Consider the following 21615-nt stretch of genomic DNA (forward strand, 5'->3'; position numbering starts at 1 on the left):
AATTTCGATGTAAAACAAACAACGGAGGTGCCACATGGCATGTGAACAAGATACAAAAACAGCAATAAAAGATGAAAAAATAACAACAAAAGAGGAGGTTAGTATGGAAGAAATTAAAACTCAAGAAGGTGTATTGGTATTGAAAGAAATGCCTGAATTCAAAATGGAAGCATATAATGCGGAAACAGGTCATTATACAGAAGTTTCAAGTGAAGATTATAAAGGTAAATGGACTGTAGTATGTTTTTACCCTGCAGACTTTACATTCGTATGTCCAACTGAAATTGCAGCAATGAACGCAGCATTACCGTTCTTAAAAGAATTAGGTGTAGAAGTACTTGCAGTATCAACTGATACAAAATTCTCACACAAAAGATTCGTAGAAACTGAACCGTTATTAAAAGATCTTAAACTTACAATCGGTGCAGATCCAACTGGTGAAGTTACAAGAAAATTCGGTGTAATGATTGAAGGTGCAGGACTTGCGCTAAGAGGAAGATTCTTAATCAATCCAGACGGTGTAATTGTAGCTCAAGAAGTACAAGCTCCGCCTGTTGGTAGAAGTGTAAAAGAATTCTTAAGACAAATTATTGCACATCAGCATGCATATAAAACTGGTGAAGTTTGCCCTGCAAACTGGAAACCTGGTAAAAAAACATTACCTGTAAATACTGATATTGAGCCAATGACAGGAAATGTAGGAGCTTATGTAACATTAGCTGATTTAGTTGACGAAGCTGATGTTAAAGAAATGGAAGAATTAGTAAAAGCTTTCAAAGAAGCTTAATTCTTTCTTTTTTCTTTTCTTTAAATATTCAAAGGAATTTTTAAAGAAAAGAAATGAAAGGTTAGTATGAAACAATTAAAAAATTTATTAGAAGAATCGAGCCTGAAAATTACTCCTCAAAGGTTGGCTATATTAAAAGAGCTTGAAAAAAAAGGCCATGCCAGTATTGAAGAGATTTATGAAGATATAAGAGATTTTTTCCCTTCTATTTCACTTGCAACCATATATAAAAATATTACTGCATTGAAAGATGAAAATATTATAAGTGAGATATGTTTACATCATAAACCTAAATTTGAAATTACGAAAGAACCGCACGCCCATTTTATTTGTAAAAAATGTGGAAAAGTAGAAGATGTTCCGTTTAATGAATTGATAAAAGGAGAAATTGATAAACAATATCCCGATTCTCAAAAAGAACTATATATTTACGGAATTTGTAAAGAGTGTAAGGAAAAAGAATCTTAATATTAAGTTATAGAAATGGTGATAGTTAATTTAATTGCCGATTTTGAACTGCCTTTTGTTTTTTCTCTTAAAGAAAGAAGAAAGATTTTAAATTCAATTAAAGAAAAACTTAAAAAATTTAACGTATCCGTATTAGATCTTTCAGGTGAATATCCTAAAGAAGCAAGTATCGCCATTGTTTATGCAGCACACAATGAAAAACAAGCTGGAGAAATTAAAAGGACTATTGAAGAATTTCTTTTCAGAAACTTTCCCGAAATAGAGTTTATTTTTGATACTGAAATAATTTAAATTTCAATTACCCTGATCATATTTGTAGTCCCTTCTTTTCCTACTAAACTACCCATTGTTACGATTACCATATCTCCTTTTTTGAAACACCCTGTTTTTATGGCAAGGGTTCTGAATTTTTCGATAAGTTTTTCCGGGTTTTTAATTTTAGGAATTTCAAATAGAGGTTTAACACCCCATACCATATTAAGTTTTCTACTTGTTTCTCTACTGTGAGTTACTGCAAAAATAGGTGATTTAGGTCTGTATTTTGCAATGCTCTTAACAGTTGTACCGCTGCTTGTGAAACAGATTATTCCTTTAGGTTCAATTCCTCTGCATAAATCAGCAACACTTGCTGCAATCGCATCTTCATCAAGTATTTCGTATTTTTTATAATATGGATATATGTTTTGAGTTTCAAGGATCACATTTTTAAGTGTTTCCACTGCTTTTACCGGATATTTACCTACCGTCGTTTCATCGCTTAGCATCACACCATCACTTCCATCCATTACTGCATTCGCTACATCACTTACTTCCGCACGTGTAGGGAAAGGGGAATTAACCATAGACAATAACATCTGAGTAGCTGTAATTACCGGTTTTTTTAGTTTATTTGCGCGTCTTATGATTTTCTTTTGTATTACAGGTACTTTTTCTATTCCAACTTCAATACCTAAATCACCCCTTGCAACCATTACACCGTCACTGACTTCTAAAATTTCATCAAGATTCTCTACAGCCTGTTTGGTTTCTATTTTTGCAATCACCCAAGGATTTGCACCGTTTTGTTTTAATATCTCTTTTGCTTTTAAGATATCATTTTTTGAATTAACAAATGAAATTGCGACAATGTCCACTCCGTTTCTTGCACCGAAAGCAAGGTCTTTTTCATCTTTTGGTGTAATTGCCGAAATTTTAAGTTTAGAATGAGGAAAATTCACTCCTTTTCTACTTGATAAAACACCTTCGTTTTTTACTTCCAGTGTTAAAGAATTATTATCTTTGTCTATAACTTTGGTTCTTATACTTCCATCTGCAAAAAAGACATATTCACCAATATTTACATGGTCAATTATTTCAGGATATGTTAAAGTTAAATCGTACAAACTTTCAGGATGTTTTTTTACAAGTCTGATTTTGTCTCCTCTTTTTAATTCTAAAAATCCGTTTATTTCACCTATACGTATTTTAGGTCCGCTTATATCTTGCAGTATAGCTGTTTTACTGTCAAGTTTTTTAGCTGTTTCTCTAATATGTTTTATTGACTGTCTGTGTGTTTTATGATCTGCATGTGAAAAATTAAGTCTAAAAATATCTACACCTGCTTTTATCATTTGAGATATTTTATCTGATGAAGAAGGTCCAAGTGTTGCTACGATTTTTACTTTTTTCATTAAAGCGCCTTTTATGTGTAATTCATAGTATTATATCAAAATTGAATTGATTGAATGTATGTAAGTTGATATGATTTGAAAGAGGGAGAAAGCTTAAAGTTAAGCTTTAACTTTATTAATATTTTTTCTTTAAACTACCAAAATATTTTATTTCTTCGGCTTTTTTATCAGTGTTTAATTCTTCAACAGTAGAATTAAGATCTATGTTTTCTCTTAACTTGTCTAATTCTTCTTCGCAATAACTCATATGCATATCCGCACTTATAATCAGAGGCATCTGTTCTATTTTGTTTAATTTTTCTATTTCTTCCTCTACTGTTTCACCTTCAATAGTAATAATAATGACACCTTTTTCTTTTTCTCCGAAATGAACGTCACAAAATTCACATTCTTGTAAATTAAGCCAAACTGCATCGTAATTTTCCGGTCTTGTTCTTACTATAATACTTGAAATATTCATATCACTCCTTTATTTTAATTTCCATATAAGTATTTCTGCAGGAGAAAAGCTTATAATAGTATCGTTATTTAAAAATTTAATTCCGTTTAATGCCATTGTATGGCCATTTAAAACAAACAGCAATTTATTATACATTGAATAAATTGCAATATCGTTTTTTTCATTGTATTGTACTGCAAATTTACTTAAATCAGGACTGATTGTTGCCCCATAAGGTAAAAATTTTACTTTTAAAGTTAATTTGGAATACCCGCTATTAATATCATATACAGCTACTCTCATATCGCTGCTACCGTTAATAGCAAGGTTTTTTTCAATATCGCAGCTTAATGTTTTGTCTTTGTTGAAACCTTTTAACTCTTTGAGTTTTTTCCCTGTTTTAATATCTACAACTTTCAACGCTCCACTTTCATCACCGAATACCGCTAAAGTTTTATTTTTATTAACAGCATATGTTGAAAAAACATAATTACCCACTTGGGTTCTGTATATGTTTTTATTGTTTTTTAAATCATAAAGTAGTGCTTCATCGCTCAGTAAGGCAAAAAATATTTTATTGTCTCCTATATAAGTCCCTTTCATTAACGTTTCTTTTGTAGTAAAAATATGATCTAATTTTTTAGAATTAAAATCATAAATGAAAAGTTCTCTTTTGGCATCTTCACCTTCAGCTAAAATCATCAGATGTTTATTATCAGGAGAGATATCAAGCGAATAAATAGGCATTGATATTAAATCTCCCATAAAATCATGAATTTTAGGAAGAGTTATTGTACCGATATTTTTAAATGTTTTAAAGTCTTTTATTACTATAGTACCGTTTTCCAGTCCGGCTATTAGATAAGTGTTGTTATACGTTATTTTTGAAATATAGCCGTTGTAAGTTATTTTTTTCACAGGCGGTAATGCAAATGCACAAATTGCTAAAATAATTAAAATTAATTTTTTCATTCAATCTCCTATATAATTTTCGTTTCTATTGCATTTGTAGGACAAACGCTTATGCAAAATCCGCAGCCTGTACATTTTTCAAGGTCTATTACAGGATTAAACATTCCTTTATATATTATAGCAAATTCTTCACATACATCTTGACATGAAAAGCAGATTGTTTGATTCCATGCAATACATTTTTTAGGATTGATAATCATTTCAGCATTAATTGTATTTTTTTTATATGGTAACGATAAAACACCGTTTTTACATGCAATAGCGCATTCGTCACAAAAAGTGCATCCCGAATTTGTAAAATCCAATACCGGTTTTTCATTTACTATTTTTATTATTTTTTCATTACATGCAATCAAGCAATCTTTATCTTTACAATCTTTACATTTTGAAAAGTCTTCTTTCTTGTCGTAATAAGGAGGATATATGAAAGATTTAAAAGGAGAGTTTTTAACTCTCCTAAAAAAAGAACGTCTATCCATTACTTTCTTAATGATTCGAATTTGTTTTCAATTACAGGGTCAACCATTGCCTGAGGAGCATGGCATAATGTACAGTTATATCTACTTCCTGCAAGTTTAGAAGATTTTTTACCACCTTCAAAATTGTCAACAAAATGGCTTGGTGGAATCGGAGTAACACCTAAACTTTTAGCCGCTTGAGGCATATGACAGTTTAAACACATATTGTTGTTTTTAGTAATAGGAACCATTCCCTCAACGCTATGTGGGATCATTGGAGGCGCAGTTACAAAAGATGCTGGTTGTTTTTTTACTTTCCCAGGGATTGGCTGAGTAGTGTTAAGTTTTAATTCTGGTAAATTTTGAGAATCAGCGTTTAGGTTTGCTTCTCTGATACCAGTTACCTTAACTTCCTTATTTGAAGTTGTTGTAGTTTGACAACCAGTGAAAATAAATCCTGCAATTAAAGCAGAACTAATTAGTAGTTTTTTCATTGTTTTCTCCTTTTGAGTTTATATATTTTCTTATTGAAAAATTAAGGGCATTATCATTACAAACTTCGATACATCTACCGCAATTAGTACATTCAATGCCGTTAATATAGTCACTTTTTTTATCAATTACAGGGGTTAAAACCTGTGTTTCAGGACAAATGTTTAAACATTCTCCGCATGCTGTACAGTTGTCTTTATTGTGGTATACACGGATCAAACTTTTACTACCCACAAGACTATACATTGCACCTACTGGACAGATATGTCCACACCATCCGTTTTTAAGAACAAATGCATCAAAAATGAAAATTGTCAATAACCATATCCATCCGAAGCCTAAGGAAAATGCTACACCTCTTGTGAAGATACCAATCGGACTGATAAATTCAAAAGCCGCAGCACCTATAAAGGCTGATGCAATTAATAATACAACCAAAAAGGCGTATCTAAATTTTCTTGTTTTTGTTGTACTGATTAAGTTGTCTTTTTCATGGTGTGTTTTTCTTCTTACCCATGCAGCTAAGTCAGTTATCATATTAACCGGGCAAACCCAGCTACAATAAGCTCTCCCTCCTATTACACCGTATAAGAAAAGAACAACAAACACACCTAAAATCAAATCAGCACTTATAGCGGCTCCTGCAAATAGCATTTGCAAAACAGCAAACGGATCTGATAATGGTATAGTGTTAAACAGTTTAGAAAAACTTAAATTTCCTACCAATATTTTCCATCCGTATGCATTTGCCGCAAAATATAAAAACAATATTGACAGCTGGGATATTCTTCTTAGAATCAGATATTTGTTTTTAATTATTGATCCCATTTGATTCCTTCATTTAAATTATCAACCGCACTTTTTTTACTTCTACCAGTAACAGTTTTAGTATCGGTAGAGGCATTTTTTACTCTTTGTTGATCTTTTACATCCCAGCCTTTTACATATCTGTCACCGGCTTTTCCAAGTACAACTTCTCTTGGGAAAATTTTAATAGCTGCAATTTCAGTTACACAGGCTTGTTCACACATACCGCATCCCGTACATGCTTCTTCATGCACCACCGGGATTCTATATGCGTGTTTACCTGTTCTTTTATTCTGTTTCCATTCAATGGTAATAGCTTTATCAAGTTCCGGACAAGCTCTATAACAAGCGGTACACTGTAGACCCCAAAAAGCAATACAACTGCTCGGATCAATTACAGCGACGCCCATTTTTGCATAATCAATAGCAACTTCGCCTTTATCGTTTTTACATTCATCAGGTGTAAGTGCACCGGTTGGACACGCGTACATGCAAGGAATATCGTCGCACATGAAACATGGACCAGTCCTTGCAATGAAATACGGTGTTCCGATTGGCACTTTATCACCCGGTGCCCCGAGTTTTAAAGTAATGATTTCATTTCCGTCAATAACTACTTTATTATCTCTGTTTTTACAGGCTTCAACACAAAGACCGCATCTGATGCAAGTTTTGAGAAACTCGTCTTCTTTTAATGCACCAGGAGGCCTAAGCGTTAATTCTTTTGCTTTGTTTTCTTCAGCAAACCCTGCGACAATAGTGCCGGCAGCAGTTGCTGCCGCACCAGCTTGAATTAGGTTTACTAAAAATGAGCGTCTTTTGTTATCCATTTAAATCCTTAAGCTTTATATACTTTAACTGCCGCTTTTTTGTAGTCTGTCTCTTTACTTAACGGACAAGTTGCGTCAAGACAAACTTTGTTAATTAATACTTTTTCGTCAAACCATGGAACATATACAAGTCCTCTTGGCGGTTTGTTTCTTCCTCTTGTTTCAACTCTTGCTTTAACTTTACCTCTTCTTGATTCAACTACAACTAAATCGAATCTGTTAAGACCTAACTCTTTAGCGTCTTTAGGGTTCATGTAACATAATGCTTCAGGCATTGCTCTATATAGTTCAGGAACTCTCATAGTCATAGTACCACTATGCCAGTGTTCAAGTACCCTACCTGTACATAGCCAGAAGTTGTAACCTTTTGTATCGTATTTTGGATCTTCAGGGTGAACCATAAACGGTCTCCAGAAAATTTTCGCTTTATTTTTTAGGCTATATTTTTGTTTAGTTTTAGGTCCTTTAAGGTCACCTCTTTTAAGTGCTTTAAGTAATGGACCGTAGAATGCGAATTTTTCACCAGGTTTTGCATATTTTCTTGCATATGGATCGTATTCAGCATTAAATCTCCATTTTGTTTCTTTACCGTTAACTACAGGCCATCTTAGACCTCTAACTTTATGATATGTGTCGAAATCTGCAAGGTCGTGAGCATGTCCAAGACCGAATTTTCTGTATTCTTCCCATAATGCTTTATGAACGAAGAATCCGTAACCTTTCCATTCTTTACCGTCAGCACCAATAATAGTTCTTCCGTCTCCTCCAGCTTCAGTATTTGCATGAAGTTTACCTGTTTGAGGGTTTTTAGCAATTGGATCTGGCCATGGGAAGTTTTTGCGATATTCAGGTCTGTTGAATAATACGTCAAATAGTGTCATTTCTGGATCATATCCCATAGCTTGAGCTTTATCAAGTACGCTTGGTAATTTAGCTTGAGGATGAGCTTTCCATACTTCTTTTAATTTAAATCTTTTACTAAATTCCATAATAGTCCATAAATCTGGCATTGCTTCACCTGGAGGTGTTACTTGTTGTCTCCAATGTTGAGTTCTTCTTTCAGCATTACCGTATGCTCCCCATTTTTCATAAATCATAGATACCGGTAAAATTAAGTCTGCAACCCTTGCTGATACACCAGGATATGCTTCGTTTACTACGATAAAGTTATCCATAGTTCTTGCTGCTTTAATCCAGTGGTTAGCATTTGCAGTATTTTGCCATGGGTTGTTTACGTGTACCCAAGCCCATTTGATTTTACCGTCTTCAATGTCTCTCATGATTTTTAAGAAGTGGCTACCAACTTTAGGGTTAAGTGTTCCTTCAGGTATTTTCCACATTTTTTCAGTAATTTTTCTGTGTTTTGGATTACCTACAAGCATATCCGCAGGAAGTCTATGTGCGAAAGTACCAACTTCTCTTGCTGTACCACATGCACTTGGCTGACCAGTTAATGAGAACGCACCACTACCAGGCTGTGATTGTTTACCAAGTAATAAATGAACCATATATACAAGTTCGTTGATCCAGCTTCCTCTTACGTGCTGGTTGAATCCCATTGTCCAGAAAGATAGTGCTTTTCTGTTTGGATCACAGTAAAGGTCTGCAAGTTTTTGAAGTTTTCTTTTGAAGCTATCAAGTGATTCATCAGGATCACCTTTAGCTACTTTAGCTACATAATCTAAAGTATAAGGCTCAACTGCTTTTTTGAAATCATCAAAGCTGATTTGCCAGTGCCAGAAAGGTTTTTTACCAGCAGTATGAGTCATTTGCATTTCATCTCCGGCTTTCCATTTACCGATAGGACTAAGAGCTACAGCCTCTTCTTCGGTTACTACTTTTGCAACCTGTTTTGCTACTGTGTCTCTTTCTTTATCTGTAACATGTGGAGAGTTAGGGTTTCTCATACCATAACCGATATCTGCATGTCCTGTTGCAAAGATAGTATGTTTTTTAACGAAATCCCAGTTAACCGCATTTCTTTTAAGGATTTCTCTACCAAGATAGTTCATAATTGCAAGGTCAGCATTAGGTCTGAAAATGATTTCCATATCTGCAAGGTTTGAACATCTGTTTCTATATGTAGATAAGTTAACAATAAAGTATTTATCAGGGTTGTTTAGTTTTGCATCAGATACCCTTGACCATAGAATAGGATGCATTTCCGCCATATTTGCACCCCAAACAAATACTGTATCAGTAATTTCAATATCATCATAACATCCAGCAGGTTCGTCGATACCGAATGTCTGATAGAAACCAACAACCGCACTTGCCATACAGTGTCTTGCGTTCGGATCGATATTGTTACTTCTCCATCCAGCTTTTACTAATTTAACCGCTGCATAACCTTCTTGAATTGTATACTGTCCTGAACCGAATACCGCAACTCCAGTAGGACCTAATTCATTGTAATATTTTTTAAATTGTTTTTCCATTTCATCGAAAGCTCTTTTCCAGCTTACTGGTCTGAACTTACCGTTTTTGTCAAACTCACCTTTGTCATTCATTCTTAATAACGGTTGAGTAAGTCTGTCCGCACCGTACATAATTTTAGCGTTGAAGTAACCTTTAATACAGTTAATACCTCTATTAACTGGACTTTCAGGGTCACCCTTAACCGCTACGATTTTGTCGTCTTTAACCGCAACCATAATACCACATCCGGTACCACAGAAACGACAAACCGCTTTATCCCATTGCCATCCGGCTTGAGTATTTTCAGCTGCCGCTTTAGCTTCACTTGGAATTGAGATTCCAACTGCACTTGCTGCTGCCGCCGCTGCTGTTGTTTTTAGAAATTCTCTTCTATTCATTGACATAAGCACTCCTTTTTAGCTTTTTACATAGTAATGATACAACTTTTTAACTTAAATATTACTTTTTTTGGATTGTTATCTATTAAAAAGGCACATTAATGGCACTTTTTTAATTAAAAAACATCAAATTTTTGTAATATATATGTAATATTTTATATTAAATTTTTTTTTGATATAATAAATCCAAAAAGGTTTTTTTATGAAAATTCTTTTAGTTGAAGATGATGAATTTATCGGGGAAAGCATAAAAGATTATTTAGAACTTCAAGATAATAGAGTAGATTATTATTCTTCACCTTCCAAAGCGTTAGAAGAAGTATATCCAAGTCATTATGATATATTTTTATTGGATATTAACATGCCTGAAATGAACGGATATGAGTTTTATGATGAACTCAAAAGATACGCGAGCGACGTACCGGTTATATTTATTACTGCATATTCGGATATGGATCATGTTGAAAAAGCTTTTGAAATAGGTGCGGCGGATTATATTAAAAAGCCTTTTGAACTAAAAGAGCTTGAATTACGTATTAAAAGACTTGTTTTTAAAAAAACGAACTCGGTTAAAATTACGGATGATTATGAATTTGATGTAAAAAATCTTAAACTGTTTTACAAAGGTGAAGAAGTAGAACTTACACCGAATGAAAAATACTTTTTGGAGATATTAGTTAAAAATATCGGTCAGGTTGTGGATATGGAAACCCTGAAAGATTATATATGGGAAGAAAAAAGCGTATGCGACAATACTCTCAGAACACAGGTTAAAAAATTAAGAGCCAAATTAAAAGAAAATTTTATTAAAAATGTAAGAGGAAGCGGGTACAAAATTGAGAAACAGCAATGATTTTAAGTTTGATATTACCGTTGCGTTTGTAATATTCGCTTTTTTAATAGTAATATCTGTTACATATATAAGTATATTTTTCTTTACAAAAATTTCTACTCAGGAATTTCAGGAAAAAGTAAAAATTTCTGCTAATAATATAATACAAATATATAAAACAAAAGAAGATATTATTAAAAAGAGCACATTAGCAATAGCTAATAGCGAGCTTTTTTCAAATGAGTTTAAAATCAATCCTGAAATTGTTTCTTCTATTTTTAAAATATTTTTATCGGCCAATAGGGATTTTTTGAAAATAAAATATGTAAATCAATATGGAAAAACTATTGTTTACTGTAAAAAAATTGATCATGAAATAATGTGTGGTGAAAATGATAAAAATAATTTTATTTTTAGGGATTTTAAACTTCAAACATCAATTTTTACAAAAGAGATTATGACAAATGAAGGTCTTGTTTTCGAAACAATATCCCCTATTAAAGGTGATTCAAAAAAAGGGTTTATTATACTTGAGTCAACACTTAAAAGGCTATTTAACAATTCAAGTAATTTTTATAACTTATTATTGATTGATCAGGAAGGAAGAATTTATTATAGTAATTTTTTAAAAGCGAAAAGTATATTTGATCTTTTTACTTACACTCTTGCAGACAGGATTAAAAAAGCCAACGATATGTTTGTTACGAATGACATTTATGTTGTTTCTTTGAATAAAAAGTTTAAACTTGTTTTTATTCAGAATAAAAAACTAATTAACAAAACAAATGAGGTTTCACAAAAACTTGCAATGATTATGATATTGATTTCTGTTTTCTTAGCTATACCTCTTGGTATTTTCTTCTCAAAGCCTCTTTACAATTTCTATAGAGATTTGGATAAAAGAGTTAAAGAGGAAATTGCCAAAACGCAAGAAAAAGATCAGCTATTAATGCATCAGAGCAAACTTGCCGCTCTTGGAGAAATGCTTGGAAACATTGCACATCAATGGAGGCATCCTCTTACAAGGCTTTCACTTTTGATTCAAAATCTTGAAATGGCTTACAATAAGAATAAACTTGATAAAGAATTTTTAGAAAATTTTCAAAAAAAAGCATTATCACAAATTGAATATATGTCGCAAACAATCGATGATTTCACAAATTTTTTCAAAAAAGATACTAAAAAAGAACATTTTTGCCCTAAAGAAATAATCGAACAGGCCCTGCAGCTTATGGATGCAAGAATTAAACAAAACAAACTTGAAATAATTTTTGATGTTAAAAACACAGAACCAATTGAAGGATATAAAAGTGAGTTTTCTCAGGTTATATTAAACATTATAAATAATGCGATTGATATTTTAAAGGAAAGAAATGTACAAAATAAAAAAATATGGATAAGAATAAAAGGGAAAACTATCGAAATAGAAGATAATGCTGGTGGAATTCCTGAGGAAATTAGAGATAAAATTTTTGAGCCGTATTTTACGACAAAATTTCAATCACAAGGAACTGGTATAGGGTTATATATGAGCAGAGTGATCATTACTCAGCATTTTAACGGAGAACTGTATGCATATAACTCTGAAAATGGCGCTGTTTTCGTTATTCAAATGGATAAAACGAAATAAATAATTTATGCACGATTAATCTAATTTTTAATTTTTAAACATTAATGTAATATTCATGTAAGATAAATGAATCCGTATTTAGCACTCTTTTAGCACTTTTGTTATTTATAATTCTCTAAAAAGTTAAAGGTGAAGAATGAAAAAAGCAACATTAGGAGCGTTAATAGCGGGTGCGATTATTGGTCTTGGTATTTCTTATGTAGCAGCTGTATTAGTAGATGTAACTGGTAAACCTAATTTCTGTGCAAGTTGTCACACAATGAAGCCTATGGTTGAAAGTTTCCATGAAAGTGTTCATGGTGGTAATAACCCTCAAGGTTTTGCAGTACATCATTGTACTGATTGTCACTTACCAAAAAATTCATTAATTGGTTATTTAATTGCTAAAGGAATAAGCGGAACTAAAGACGCATTGTCTCAGTTCGGAATTATTTCAAGAGTTGATTTTAAAGAAAACTTCTGGGAAATGAAACATTATGTATATGATAGTGCATGTTTACAATGTCACCACATGGTGAAAGAACCTGAAAAAGCATTTGGAATGAGTGAAGAAAGTAGATATGCTCACGAACAATACTGGAAAGAAAAAAATGCTGGTAAAGATATCAGCTGTGTAAGTTGCCATAATGACCATACAATGGTTAATTTTGCCCATCCAAACCTTCTTGAAAGATTAAATGAAGGAGAATAATTTTCTCTTTCTTTCTTATTAAATTTTCTTATAATAAAAAAGCTTTTTAATGTTAATTATTAGTGCCTGACACCTAATATGAGGGCCAAAATTACGCATTTTTATTTTAGTAAAAGATATATATTTTCATAAGTACTCCTTATGATGTGAATCATAATTCATAAAAAAGTCCGGAAAATCGGTTGTTTTACGTCAAATTTTTGTTAAAATTCATAAAAAAAGGTTTGCCATGAAGAAGTTGTTAGTTTTCCTCTTATTGATTAGCAGTTTATTTGCCGTTGATTGGAGCGGTAAAATAAATTGGGCTATGAACTATAATATTGCCCAAAGCATTGCTAAATCGAGCGATAAATTGATTATGGTTGATATCGCTTTAACTACATGTCCTCCTTGTAAATATTTAGCTGAAAAAGTTTATACAGATCCTGAAGTTTCGAAATACATAAACGACAATTTTGTAGCAGTGTTTTATTTAGCTGATCAAGACAGCTTACCTCCAACAGTTCAGAATTATTTTACCGGTTCGACTCCTACAATTTTATTTTTAAAACCAAACGGTGAATTAGTGTATTCAATGATAGGTGCAAGACCTCCTCAAGCTTTTTTACAAATAATTAAAAATGTAAATAATAAATATAAAGGTAACAAATGATAAAAAAAATATTAAGTGTATTTTTCTCACTTGAAACAATGGTTGTACTTTCATTAGTGTTTTTAGTGGCGCAGATTAGTGCAACTTTAATGAAAACGGATACAGATGCTTGGGTAAATGTTTACGGAACATTATGGTTCGAAATAATAATGTGGCTTTTAGGCTTAAATCTTGTAGGGGTTTTATTTAAATATAAAACTTATAAAAAAGTTCCTATTTTTGTGTTGCATTTATCGTTATTAATAATATTATTAGGTGCTGCCATTACAAGATATTTTGGTTATGAAGGACAGCTGTTTTTAAGAAACGGTGAAGTTAAAGGTGAAGTTGTTGTAATTAAGAATAAAGCTCATCCTTCTGATAAAGAGGTTGTGGATTTAGGTTTTAAAATAAAACTTGATAAGTTCGTAATGAGAAAATATCCTGGAAGTATGCAACCAAGTAGTTATGACAGTTATGTAACTGTAATAGATGGTGATAAAAGTTTTCCTTATCATATATATATGAACCATATTTTAGTTTATAAAGGGTACAGATTTTATCAAGCAAGTTATTTCCCTGATGAGCAGGGAAGTATTTTATCTGTAAATCATGACCCGGGAATGTGGATTACTTATATTGGATATGCACTTTTAGCTATAGGATTTTTCTGGAGCATGGTATACAGAAAAAGCAGATTTATGATGACAGTTAAAAAATTACAAAAAAGCGGGCTTTTTGCGTTTTTATTATTCTTCTTATTAATGCCTAACGTTTCAAAAGCTATGAGTATAGATGAATATGCCAAAAATTCAGTAAATACAGCAAAAGAGTTTTCTACTATTCTTGTGCAGCAAAACGGTAGAATTAAACCGATGGATACTCTTGATTTGGATGTTATTCATAAAATTACTAAAAAAGCAAAACTGCTTGGAATGAATTACAATCAGTTAATTACCGGGATGCTTTCTTATCCTGAAGTGTTTCAAAACGCACCTTTAATATATGTTGGCCATCCGGCGGTAAGAAAAGAACTTGGTATCGAAGGTAAATATGCACCTTATAACGCTTTTTTTGGAAGTGACGGCAATTTAAAATATTCAAAAGAAATAAATGATGCGTTTAATACTCCTGATAAAGACAGAACAAAAGTACAAAGAGAATGGATTAAATTAAATGAAAGAATTTATGTATCATATTTGGTTTTTACCGGACAAATATTTAAAATTTATCCAACTCCGAATGCGAAAAATGAGAATTATAAATGGTATTCGCCATTTGAAATACAACAAATGGTTATGATGAAGAAAATTGATCCGTTTACAGGTAATTTTTACGTGAATCAATTTGCTTCTTTAGTAAAAGCGTTGAGAGATTTCGATGCTAAAAAAGTTGCAGAAATCAGAGAAAACATTTATAAAATACAAAAAGAATATTCGGCTCCTATTTTACCGGATCCTAATAAAATCAAATGGGAACTTAGATATAATCACTGGCAGGTATTTCCAAGTTTAATCGGGGTATATTCACTTCTTGGTATTATCTTGATTTTTATTGGATTTGCGGAAATTCTAAAAGAAAAAAGATTCCCTATAATTGAAAAAATACTTTATTCATTAGGTGTTCTTGCATTATTGGCTCATACTGCTAATATGCTTTTAAGATGGTATATTGCCGGGCATGCTCCTTGGTCGGACGCATATGAATCTATTGTATTTATTGCTTGGGGTAGTGCATTTGCATCTCTTATTTTCTTTAGAAAATCAATGCTTGCACTTGGTGCCGGTCTTTTTGTTGCGGGTATGTTTATGATGGTTGCACATTTAAATAATATAGATCCTCAGATTACAAATATGGTACCGGTGTTGAAATCTTACTGGTTACTTATCCATGTTGCGGTAATTACTTCAAGTTATGGATTTTTGGGTGTAGGTAGTATGTTAGGGGCTCTTAACTTGATTTTGTTTGCATTAAGAAAATACAAAAATCTCGACAATCAAATTAAACAATTAAATAACATTATTTATATTGCCTTATATATAGGCCTGGCGCTACTTAGTATCGGTACGTTTTTAGGTGGTGTATGGGCGAATGAAAGTTGGGGTAGATATTGGTCATGGGACCCTAAAGAAACATGGAGTTTAATTACTATGATTGTTTATGCGTTGGTGATTCACGGTAAAATGATACCGAAACTAAGAGGTGAATTTATATTTTCACTTTTAAGTTTTCTAAGCTTTTTCTTTGTACTTATGACATATTTCGGTGTAAATTTCTATATTGCTCAAGGACTTCACAGTTACGGTCAGGGTACAGCTGACGGATATTGGTGGATTAATGTTATATTTGCAGGAATGGGGGCTTGGTTTGCCGTTGTAATTGTAACTTTAATCATGGGTATTTTATCAAGAGTTTCAAAACCGGTTAAGTTAGAAGAAAACGAATATCACCCAAAAGGTTGAAAATGTATTTTATAATTAGTTTTAACTATAGAAATTCCGATGTTGTTTTAAGAAGTAAACTTGCAAAGCTAACTCTTGAAGACTTCAAAGATTTTAAAGAAGTCTTCTTGCTCTCAACATGTAATAGAATAGAAGTTGTATTTGATAAAAAGCATGATTTAACAGAACTTTACGATAAAGTATACAAAAAGGTGATAACTCCTGAAGAGCTTGTAAATGCAGAAATTTATGAAGGTAGGGATGCAATTGAACATATTTTTAAAGTTGCGGCTTCACTTGATTCGATGGTTGTGGGTGAAACACAGATAACGGGGCAGCTAAAAGAGGCGTTTTATGAAGCGTATGAAAAACATTTTATCGGGCAGGATCTTACAAGGCTTATTCATTTTTCGTTTAAATGTGCCAAAAAGGTGAGAAACCAGACACAAATCTCAAGTGAACCCGTCTCAGTTGCAAGTATTGCGGTAAGACGTGCAAAAGAGGAACTTAAAGATCTCAGCGGTTACAGTGCGGTTGTTGTGGGAGTCGGTGATACGGCAAGAATTGTTTGTAAAAACCTTATAAAAGAGGGTGTAAATATCGTACTTGTAAACAGAACGGTTGAAAATGCTTTTGCTTTAAAAGAAGAGCTTGGAGATGATGTAAATATTGATATACATTCACTTGAAAAACTTCCTAAACTTATAAATAATTACAGGCTATTATTTAGTGCCACGGCTTCAAGCTATCCTATTATCAGAGGTGAAGATGTAAAACCTACTCCTTTTAAAAGACTCTGGTTTGATTTGGCTATACCGAATGATATTGAAGGACCTACTTGTGATGATATTACGTTAATCAAAGTGGATGATTTAAAAGAAATCAGTGAAAGAAACCTTGAAAAAAGAAAACAGGAACTCGAAAGTGCGAATGAGCTTATTAAAAAATGTGTTGATGAGTTTGAAAAATACCTTCAATCGGTTTCAATCGATCCTGTTATTAAATTTTTACAGGAAAAAGCACATGAATGTGCCGATACTGCGCTTAAAAATGCTGTTAAGAAAAAATATATCCCTGCAGAAGTAGCTGATGAAGTGGAAAAAGTGCTTCATAATGCATTTAAAAGATTTCTTCATCATCCGAATATTACACTTAGAAAAATGGCAGATAGTGCGGAAGTGGATATCCTTGTGTCATCTGTAAAAAGACTGTTTGGTATGAACGGAGAAAATATTGATATGAATAAGTGTGAGTATCATATGGAAAAAGGGATTTTTAAGTAAATAATTAAGTTGTAAAGTTGTGAAGAGGAAAATATTTATAAAGTGGAAAAAAAGGAGAATAAATGATATTTGTAGACGCATGTTTTGGTAAAGAGACGGAATATACGCCGGTATGGATGATGAGACAGGCAGGAAGATATCTGCCTGAATATATGGAAGTAAGAAGAAAAATCGGAAATTTTCTTGATATGACAAGAAATCCTGAAGTGGTAGCGGAAGTGACAATTCAACCGATAGACATACTTGATGTAGATGCGGCGATACTTTTTAGTGATATATTAAATCTTCCGATGGAAATGGGACTTCCATTAAGATTTGAAAAGGGAGTTGGACCTGTATTTGATAAAACAATAGACACTGAAGAAGATATCGAAGCGCTTGATTCAAGTGCTGATGAAAAGCTTGAATATGTATATAAAGGTGTAAAACTGATAAGGGAAAGGCTTCCTGAAGAAAAAGCTCTTATTGGATTTGCCGGAAGTCCTTGGACTATAGCTACTTATATGGTAGAAGGAAGAGGCAGCAAACAGTACGCAAAAATTAAAAAAATGGTTTATTCAAATCCGATGATGCTTCATAGGCTCCTTGCATTCAATACAAAAGAGACAATAGAATACCTATCAAAACAGATTGATGCGGGTGCTAATGCTGTTATGGTATTTGACAGCTGGGGAGGAGCTTTGGAGAAAGAAAAGTTTTTTGAGTTTTCATGGAATTATATGAAAGAGATAGCTAAAAACATCAAAGCAAAGTATCCTCATATCCCTGTAATTTTATTTTCAAAAGGCGTAGGGCTTTATATGGATGAGATGGATGGCGAGTTTGATGTTGTGGGTGTTGACTGGGCTACGCCGATTGACCATGCTTTAAGAATTTTCAAAGACAACTATACACTTCAGGGTAATATGGAACCTACACGTCTTTATTCAAAAACGGCTACAAAAGAGGCAGTTGAGAAAATAGCCGGAATTATGAAAGGCCACAGACACATATTTAACCTTGGACACGGAATCCTTCCTGATGTACCGGTTGAAAATGCAAAATATTTCGTAAATTTATGTAAAGAACTTACAAGGAGAGGTTAATGAACCTGAGAAGATTAAGATTAAACAGCAACTTAAGGGATATGGTTAGAGAAAACCATGTGCATGTAGAAGATCTGATAATGCCTGTATTTATTAAAGAAGGGCTTGAAGGTAAAAATGAAATAAAATCAATGCCTGGAATTTATCAGTTTGGTGAAAAAGAGTTTTTGGATGAAATAGGCGAATGTATCGACCTTGGAATTAAAGCGGTGATACTTTTTGGGATTCCTAAACTAAAAGACAGTTGCGGCAGTGACGCACTTGATGAAGAAGGGCTGATTGCAAGAAGCGTAAGGGCTGCAAAAAAAGCATTCGGAGACAAAATAGCGATTATAACTGATCTTTGTTTTTGCGAGTTTACGGATCACGGGCACTGCGGTATTATAAATCCTCACCTTAAAACGGTGGATAACGAAGCAACTCTTGAAATCAGCGCTAAACAGGCAATTGTTCACGCAAAAGCGGGTGCGGATATGATAGCACCGAGCGGTATGATGGATAATATTATTGAGACACTCAGAACTGCTCTTGATGAAGACGGTTTTTCGCATATTCCAATTATGAGCTACTCTACTAAATTCGCAAGTGCGTTTTACGGACCGTTCAGAGATGCGGCTGAGAGTGCGCCTGTAGATAACGAATATGTGCCTAAAAACAGAAAAACATATCAAATGGATATAGCAAATTCCCGTGAAGCTCTGCTTGAGAGCATTATAGATGAAGCGGAAGGTGCTGATATTTTAATGGTAAAACCTGCACTTGCATTTATGGATATTATAAAAGAGATAAAAGAAAATACATTAAAACCGCTTTGTGTATATAATGTAAGCGGTGAATATTCTATGGTAAAAGCAGCGGCGCTTAACGGATGGATGGATTATGATACTTTAATGATGGAAATACTTACATCATTTAAAAGAGCGGGTGCGGATATGATTATCACATATCACGCAAAAGATGCCGCAAAATTACTTAAGTAATGGTATAATTTTTAAAAAAATATAAATTATAAAGGGAGAAAATGAAACTTACAATTGCAACAAGAGGTAGTAAACTTGCTTTATGGCAGGCAGAATGGGTAAAAAGCAAACTTGAAAAATTAGGGCATGAAATTGATCTTAAAATAGTAACTACAACAGGAGATAAAATCCTTGATAAACCTTTGGCTGAAATAGGTGGAAAAGGTCTTTTTATTAAAGAAGTAGAAGAGGCTCTTTTAAAAGGCGACGCACAGATTGCCGTACATTCATTAAAAGACTTTCCGACTCAGTATGAGACTGATCATTTCACATTAGCGGCTATTCCCGTAAGAGAAGCGGTTGAAGATGTGTTTTTAAGTGAAAACTTTGAAACTTTGGCTGAACTTCCTCACAATGCGGTTGTGGGTACAAGTTCGATAAGAAGAGCAATGCAGCTTAAAGCATTCAGGGATGATCTTGTAATTACAGACCTTAGAGGAAATGTGGATACGAGAATCAATAAACTTAAAGACGGAAAATATGACGCTATTATCCTGGCACACGCGGGTGTTAAAAGACTCGGATTACTTAAAAGTGTAAAATATTTTGAGGTATTGGATACCGACATTATGATTCCGGCAATGGGACAGGGTGCACTCGGAATCGAAACAATAAACGATCCTAAAGTAATTGAAGCAGTTAAACCTTTAAATGACTTCAGAACACAAATTTGTGTAACAATTGAAAGAGATTTTGTTGATACCCTGAATCTTGGATGTCACGCTCCTGTGGGCGTATATGCAAAAATAATGGCAGATGATTCTATTAAAATTAAAGCGGCTTTACTTAAAGACGACAAAATGATTAAAAAAGAAGTTGTTATATCTTTTGATGAATGGGAAAATGCAGGTAAAGAATTTGCAAAAGAGTTTATGTAATTAAAAATGGAGAGATAATATGACAAACGAAAAAATTGATTTTAAAAAATTAAGCAAATTCAGTAGACATGCGCCACGATATACAAGTTATCCTACGGCTGTAGAGTTTAAAGATTTAAGTGAAGATGAAATTTTACCTTTTTTAAAAAGCGATAAACCATTAAGCCTTTATTTTCACCTTCCGTTTTGTAAAAGTGCATGTTATTTTTGTGGATGTAATGTAATATATACGTCAAAAGCGGATAAAAGAACAAAATATATCGAATATCTTGAAAAAGAACTTGAAACTTTAAGTAAACATCTTGATACGAGCAGAGTTGTAAGACAAGTACATTTTGGTGGAGGAACTCCTACGTTTTTTACTCCAGAAGAACTTGCTGAGGTTTATGCGCTTATTAAAAAACATTTTAAAAACTATGAAAAAGACGCTGAAATAAGTGTTGAAATCGATCCGAGATTTTTCTCACGCGAACATATGGACGTAATGAAAGAATTCGGAGTAAATAGAATTAGTTTCGGTGTACAGGACTTTAATGAAGAAACTCAAAAAGCGGTAAACAGAATTCAGCCTTTTGATCTTACAAAAGAAGCAGTAGATATTGCGAGAGAAGCCGGTATTAATTCAATAAATATTGATCTTATTTACGGACTACCATATCAGTCGCTTGAGACATTTAAAAAGACTCTTGATTTAGTGCTTAAATTAAATCCTGACAGACTTGCTGTATTTAATTACGCACATGTTCCTTGGATGAAGAAAGGTATGAGAAAGATTGATGAAACAACTCTTCCGAGTCCCGAAGAGAAACTTAAAATATTTAAATATGTAATAGATTTTTTTGAAAACAACGGATATATAATGGTTGGAATGGATCATTTTGCTAAACCTGAAGATGAACTTTTTAAAGCAATAGAAAAAGGTGAACTTCACAGAAACTTCCAAGGATATACAACAAAAGGAGGTGCCGATTTAATAGGTGTGGGACTTACATCAATCGGCGAAACTGAAGATGTATATATGCAAAATTATAAAGATTTGAAAAATTATGAAAAAGCAGTTGATGAAGGTAAAATCCCGGTATTCAGAGGTGTGATACTCAGTGAAGAAGATAAAATCAGAAAATATATTATTATGGAAATGATGGCTAATTTCAGTTTTGATATTAAAAGGTTTGAAAATAAATTTGGAATTAATTTCTTTGATAAATTCAAAGACGAGGTAAAAGAACTTCAGGAATTCGTTGATGAAGGTCTTGTGGAAATTACACCTGAAAAGATAAAAGTAAACAAAACAGGAAGTCTTTTAATAAGAAACATTGTACTTCCGTTTGATGAATATTTCAAAAAAATGGCTAACCAGAAAGTGTTTTCAAAATCAGTTTAAGG

General features: G+C 33.0%; 21 protein-coding genes. 13 read left to right on the forward strand and 8 right to left on the reverse strand.

Going from position 1 to position 21615, the window contains the following annotated elements; all coding sequences use genetic code 11:
- The first annotated feature begins 34 nt into the window (after window positions 1-34).
- The 3 genes from NAMH_RS02715 (at window position 35) to NAMH_RS02725 (ending at window position 1546) form a co-directional block, all read left to right on the forward strand.
- The gene (locus NAMH_RS02715; RefSeq protein WP_015902632.1) at window positions 35-787 is read left to right on the forward strand and encodes a peroxiredoxin; all 753 of its coding nucleotides are present in this window, start codon (window positions 35-37) and stop codon (window positions 785-787) included.
- A 66-nt stretch (window positions 788-853) separates the two neighbouring features.
- Entirely contained in the window at window positions 854-1255 is a 402-nt protein-coding gene (locus NAMH_RS02720; RefSeq protein WP_015902276.1) for a Fur family transcriptional regulator, read from the forward strand.
- Window positions 1256-1270: 15 nt separating this feature from the next.
- Entirely contained in the window at window positions 1271-1546 is a 276-nt protein-coding gene (locus tag NAMH_RS02725) for a DUF503 domain-containing protein (RefSeq protein ID WP_015902162.1), read from the forward strand.
- On the opposite strand, the gene pyk is transcribed toward NAMH_RS02725, so the two are convergent.
- From pyk to napA, 8 genes are all read right to left on the reverse strand, one after another.
- Window positions 1543-2925, reverse strand: coding sequence for a pyruvate kinase (gene pyk / locus NAMH_RS02730; RefSeq protein WP_012663813.1), 1383 nt, complete (start codon window positions 2923-2925; stop codon window positions 1543-1545). The two genes, NAMH_RS02725 and pyk, sit on opposite strands and share 4 nt — an antisense overlap.
- Before the next feature lie 115 nt (window positions 2926-3040).
- On the reverse strand, window positions 3041-3385 hold the full coding sequence (locus NAMH_RS02735) for a chaperone NapD (RefSeq protein WP_012663561.1): 345 nt from the start codon (window positions 3383-3385) through the stop codon (window positions 3041-3043).
- Window positions 3386-3394: 9 nt separating this feature from the next.
- Complete coding sequence (locus NAMH_RS02740) at window positions 3395-4336, reverse strand: WD40 repeat domain-containing protein (protein WP_015902817.1); 942 nt, start codon at window positions 4334-4336, stop codon at window positions 3395-3397.
- A gap of 8 nt (window positions 4337-4344) precedes the next feature.
- Window positions 4345-4815, reverse strand: a complete 471-nt coding sequence (locus NAMH_RS02745) for a 4Fe-4S dicluster domain-containing protein (RefSeq protein ID WP_012663488.1) — start codon at window positions 4813-4815, stop codon at window positions 4345-4347.
- The gene (locus tag NAMH_RS02750; RefSeq protein WP_015902263.1) at window positions 4815-5288 is read right to left on the reverse strand and encodes a nitrate reductase cytochrome c-type subunit; all 474 of its coding nucleotides are present in this window, start codon (window positions 5286-5288) and stop codon (window positions 4815-4817) included. The genes NAMH_RS02745 and NAMH_RS02750 overlap by 1 nt, the downstream gene beginning before the upstream one ends.
- A complete protein-coding gene (napH, locus tag NAMH_RS02755; protein WP_012663474.1) occupies window positions 5269-6114 on the reverse strand; it encodes a quinol dehydrogenase ferredoxin subunit NapH in 846 nt (281 codons plus the stop codon). The genes NAMH_RS02750 and napH overlap by 20 nt, the downstream gene beginning before the upstream one ends.
- Entirely contained in the window at window positions 6102-6923 is an 822-nt protein-coding gene (gene napG / locus NAMH_RS02760) for a ferredoxin-type protein NapG (protein ID WP_015901894.1), read from the reverse strand. The genes napH and napG overlap by 13 nt, the downstream gene beginning before the upstream one ends.
- Window positions 6924-6931: 8 nt before the next feature.
- Window positions 6932-9739 (reverse strand): nitrate reductase catalytic subunit NapA, encoded by a 2808-nt coding sequence (gene napA / locus NAMH_RS02765; protein WP_041361756.1) that lies wholly within the window; start codon window positions 9737-9739, stop codon window positions 6932-6934.
- 202 nt (window positions 9740-9941) lie between these two features.
- Here napA and NAMH_RS02770 point away from each other — a divergent pair, with 202 nt between their 5' ends.
- The 10 genes from NAMH_RS02770 to hemN all read left to right on the forward strand — a co-directional run bounded on the left by NAMH_RS02770 (window position 9942) and on the right by hemN (window position 21613).
- Entirely contained in the window at window positions 9942-10592 is a 651-nt protein-coding gene (locus tag NAMH_RS02770; RefSeq protein WP_012663921.1) for a response regulator transcription factor, read from the forward strand.
- Window positions 10576-12201 carry a sensor histidine kinase gene (locus tag NAMH_RS02775; protein ID WP_015902336.1) on the forward strand — a complete coding sequence of 542 codons (1626 nt, stop codon included), beginning with the start codon at window positions 10576-10578 and terminating at the stop codon, window positions 12199-12201. Before NAMH_RS02770 ends, NAMH_RS02775 begins: the two co-directional genes overlap by 17 nt.
- A gap of 136 nt (window positions 12202-12337) precedes the next feature.
- A complete protein-coding gene (locus tag NAMH_RS02780; RefSeq protein WP_012663719.1) occupies window positions 12338-12892 on the forward strand; it encodes a cytochrome c3 family protein in 555 nt (184 codons plus the stop codon).
- A 229-nt stretch (window positions 12893-13121) separates the two neighbouring features.
- A complete protein-coding gene (locus NAMH_RS02785; protein ID WP_015902200.1) occupies window positions 13122-13544 on the forward strand; it encodes a thioredoxin family protein in 423 nt (140 codons plus the stop codon).
- A complete protein-coding gene (locus NAMH_RS02790) occupies window positions 13541-15985 on the forward strand; it encodes a cytochrome c biogenesis protein CcsA (RefSeq protein ID WP_012663465.1) in 2445 nt (814 codons plus the stop codon). Before NAMH_RS02785 ends, NAMH_RS02790 begins: the two co-directional genes overlap by 4 nt.
- 2 nt (window positions 15986-15987) lie before the next feature.
- The gene (gene hemA / locus NAMH_RS02795) at window positions 15988-17247 is read left to right on the forward strand and encodes a glutamyl-tRNA reductase (protein WP_012663936.1); all 1260 of its coding nucleotides are present in this window, start codon (window positions 15988-15990) and stop codon (window positions 17245-17247) included.
- Window positions 17248-17309: 62 nt separating this feature from the next.
- Window positions 17310-18332: a uroporphyrinogen decarboxylase gene (gene hemE / locus NAMH_RS02800; protein ID WP_012663772.1), complete on the forward strand. Its 1023-nt coding sequence runs from the start codon at window positions 17310-17312 to the stop codon at window positions 18330-18332.
- Entirely contained in the window at window positions 18332-19312 is a 981-nt protein-coding gene (hemB, locus tag NAMH_RS02805; RefSeq protein ID WP_015902024.1) for a porphobilinogen synthase, read from the forward strand. Before hemE ends, hemB begins: the two co-directional genes overlap by 1 nt.
- A gap of 41 nt (window positions 19313-19353) precedes the next feature.
- On the forward strand, window positions 19354-20229 hold the full coding sequence (gene hemC / locus NAMH_RS02810; RefSeq protein ID WP_012663576.1) for a hydroxymethylbilane synthase: 876 nt from the start codon (window positions 19354-19356) through the stop codon (window positions 20227-20229).
- A gap of 19 nt (window positions 20230-20248) precedes the next feature.
- The gene (gene hemN, locus NAMH_RS02815) at window positions 20249-21613 is read left to right on the forward strand and encodes an oxygen-independent coproporphyrinogen III oxidase (RefSeq protein WP_015902208.1); all 1365 of its coding nucleotides are present in this window, start codon (window positions 20249-20251) and stop codon (window positions 21611-21613) included.
- Window positions 21614-21615 lie beyond the last annotated feature (2 nt).

Origin of the sequence: Nautilia profundicola AmH (genome assembly GCF_000021725.1) — a bacterium.
Taxonomy (GTDB): Bacteria; Campylobacterota; Campylobacteria; order Campylobacterales; family Nautiliaceae; genus Nautilia; species Nautilia profundicola.

Bases quoted from the DNA above. Each gene is read 5' to 3' on its own strand.
- NAMH_RS02715 (WP_015902632.1), top strand. From the start codon at position 35: ATGGCATGTGAACAAGATACAAAAACAGCAATAAAAGATGAAAAAATA.
- NAMH_RS02720 (WP_015902276.1), top strand. From the start codon at position 854: ATGAAACAATTAAAAAATTTATTAGAAGAATCGAGCCTGAAAATTACT.
- NAMH_RS02725 (WP_015902162.1), top strand. From the start codon at position 1,271: ATGGTGATAGTTAATTTAATTGCCGATTTTGAACTGCCTTTTGTTTTT.
- pyk (WP_012663813.1), bottom strand. From the start codon at position 2,925: ATGAAAAAAGTAAAAATCGTAGCAACACTTGGACCTTCTTCATCAGAT.
- NAMH_RS02735 (WP_012663561.1), bottom strand. From the start codon at position 3,385: ATGAATATTTCAAGTATTATAGTAAGAACAAGACCGGAAAATTACGAT.
- NAMH_RS02740 (WP_015902817.1), bottom strand. From the start codon at position 4,336: ATGAAAAAATTAATTTTAATTATTTTAGCAATTTGTGCATTTGCATTA.
- NAMH_RS02745 (WP_012663488.1), bottom strand. From the start codon at position 4,815: ATGGATAGACGTTCTTTTTTTAGGAGAGTTAAAAACTCTCCTTTTAAA.
- NAMH_RS02750 (WP_015902263.1), bottom strand. From the start codon at position 5,288: ATGAAAAAACTACTAATTAGTTCTGCTTTAATTGCAGGATTTATTTTC.
- napH (WP_012663474.1), bottom strand. From the start codon at position 6,114: ATGGGATCAATAATTAAAAACAAATATCTGATTCTAAGAAGAATATCC.
- napG (WP_015901894.1), bottom strand. From the start codon at position 6,923: ATGGATAACAAAAGACGCTCATTTTTAGTAAACCTAATTCAAGCTGGT.
- napA (WP_041361756.1), bottom strand. From the start codon at position 9,739: ATGAATAGAAGAGAATTTCTAAAAACAACAGCAGCGGCGGCAGCAGCA.
- NAMH_RS02770 (WP_012663921.1), top strand. From the start codon at position 9,942: ATGAAAATTCTTTTAGTTGAAGATGATGAATTTATCGGGGAAAGCATA.
- NAMH_RS02780 (WP_012663719.1), top strand. From the start codon at position 12,338: ATGAAAAAAGCAACATTAGGAGCGTTAATAGCGGGTGCGATTATTGGT.
- NAMH_RS02785 (WP_015902200.1), top strand. From the start codon at position 13,122: ATGAAGAAGTTGTTAGTTTTCCTCTTATTGATTAGCAGTTTATTTGCC.
- NAMH_RS02790 (WP_012663465.1), top strand. From the start codon at position 13,541: ATGATAAAAAAAATATTAAGTGTATTTTTCTCACTTGAAACAATGGTT.
- hemA (WP_012663936.1), top strand. From the start codon at position 15,988: ATGTATTTTATAATTAGTTTTAACTATAGAAATTCCGATGTTGTTTTA.
- hemE (WP_012663772.1), top strand. From the start codon at position 17,310: ATGATATTTGTAGACGCATGTTTTGGTAAAGAGACGGAATATACGCCG.
- hemB (WP_015902024.1), top strand. From the start codon at position 18,332: ATGAACCTGAGAAGATTAAGATTAAACAGCAACTTAAGGGATATGGTT.
- hemC (WP_012663576.1), top strand. From the start codon at position 19,354: ATGAAACTTACAATTGCAACAAGAGGTAGTAAACTTGCTTTATGGCAG.
- hemN (WP_015902208.1), top strand. From the start codon at position 20,249: ATGACAAACGAAAAAATTGATTTTAAAAAATTAAGCAAATTCAGTAGA.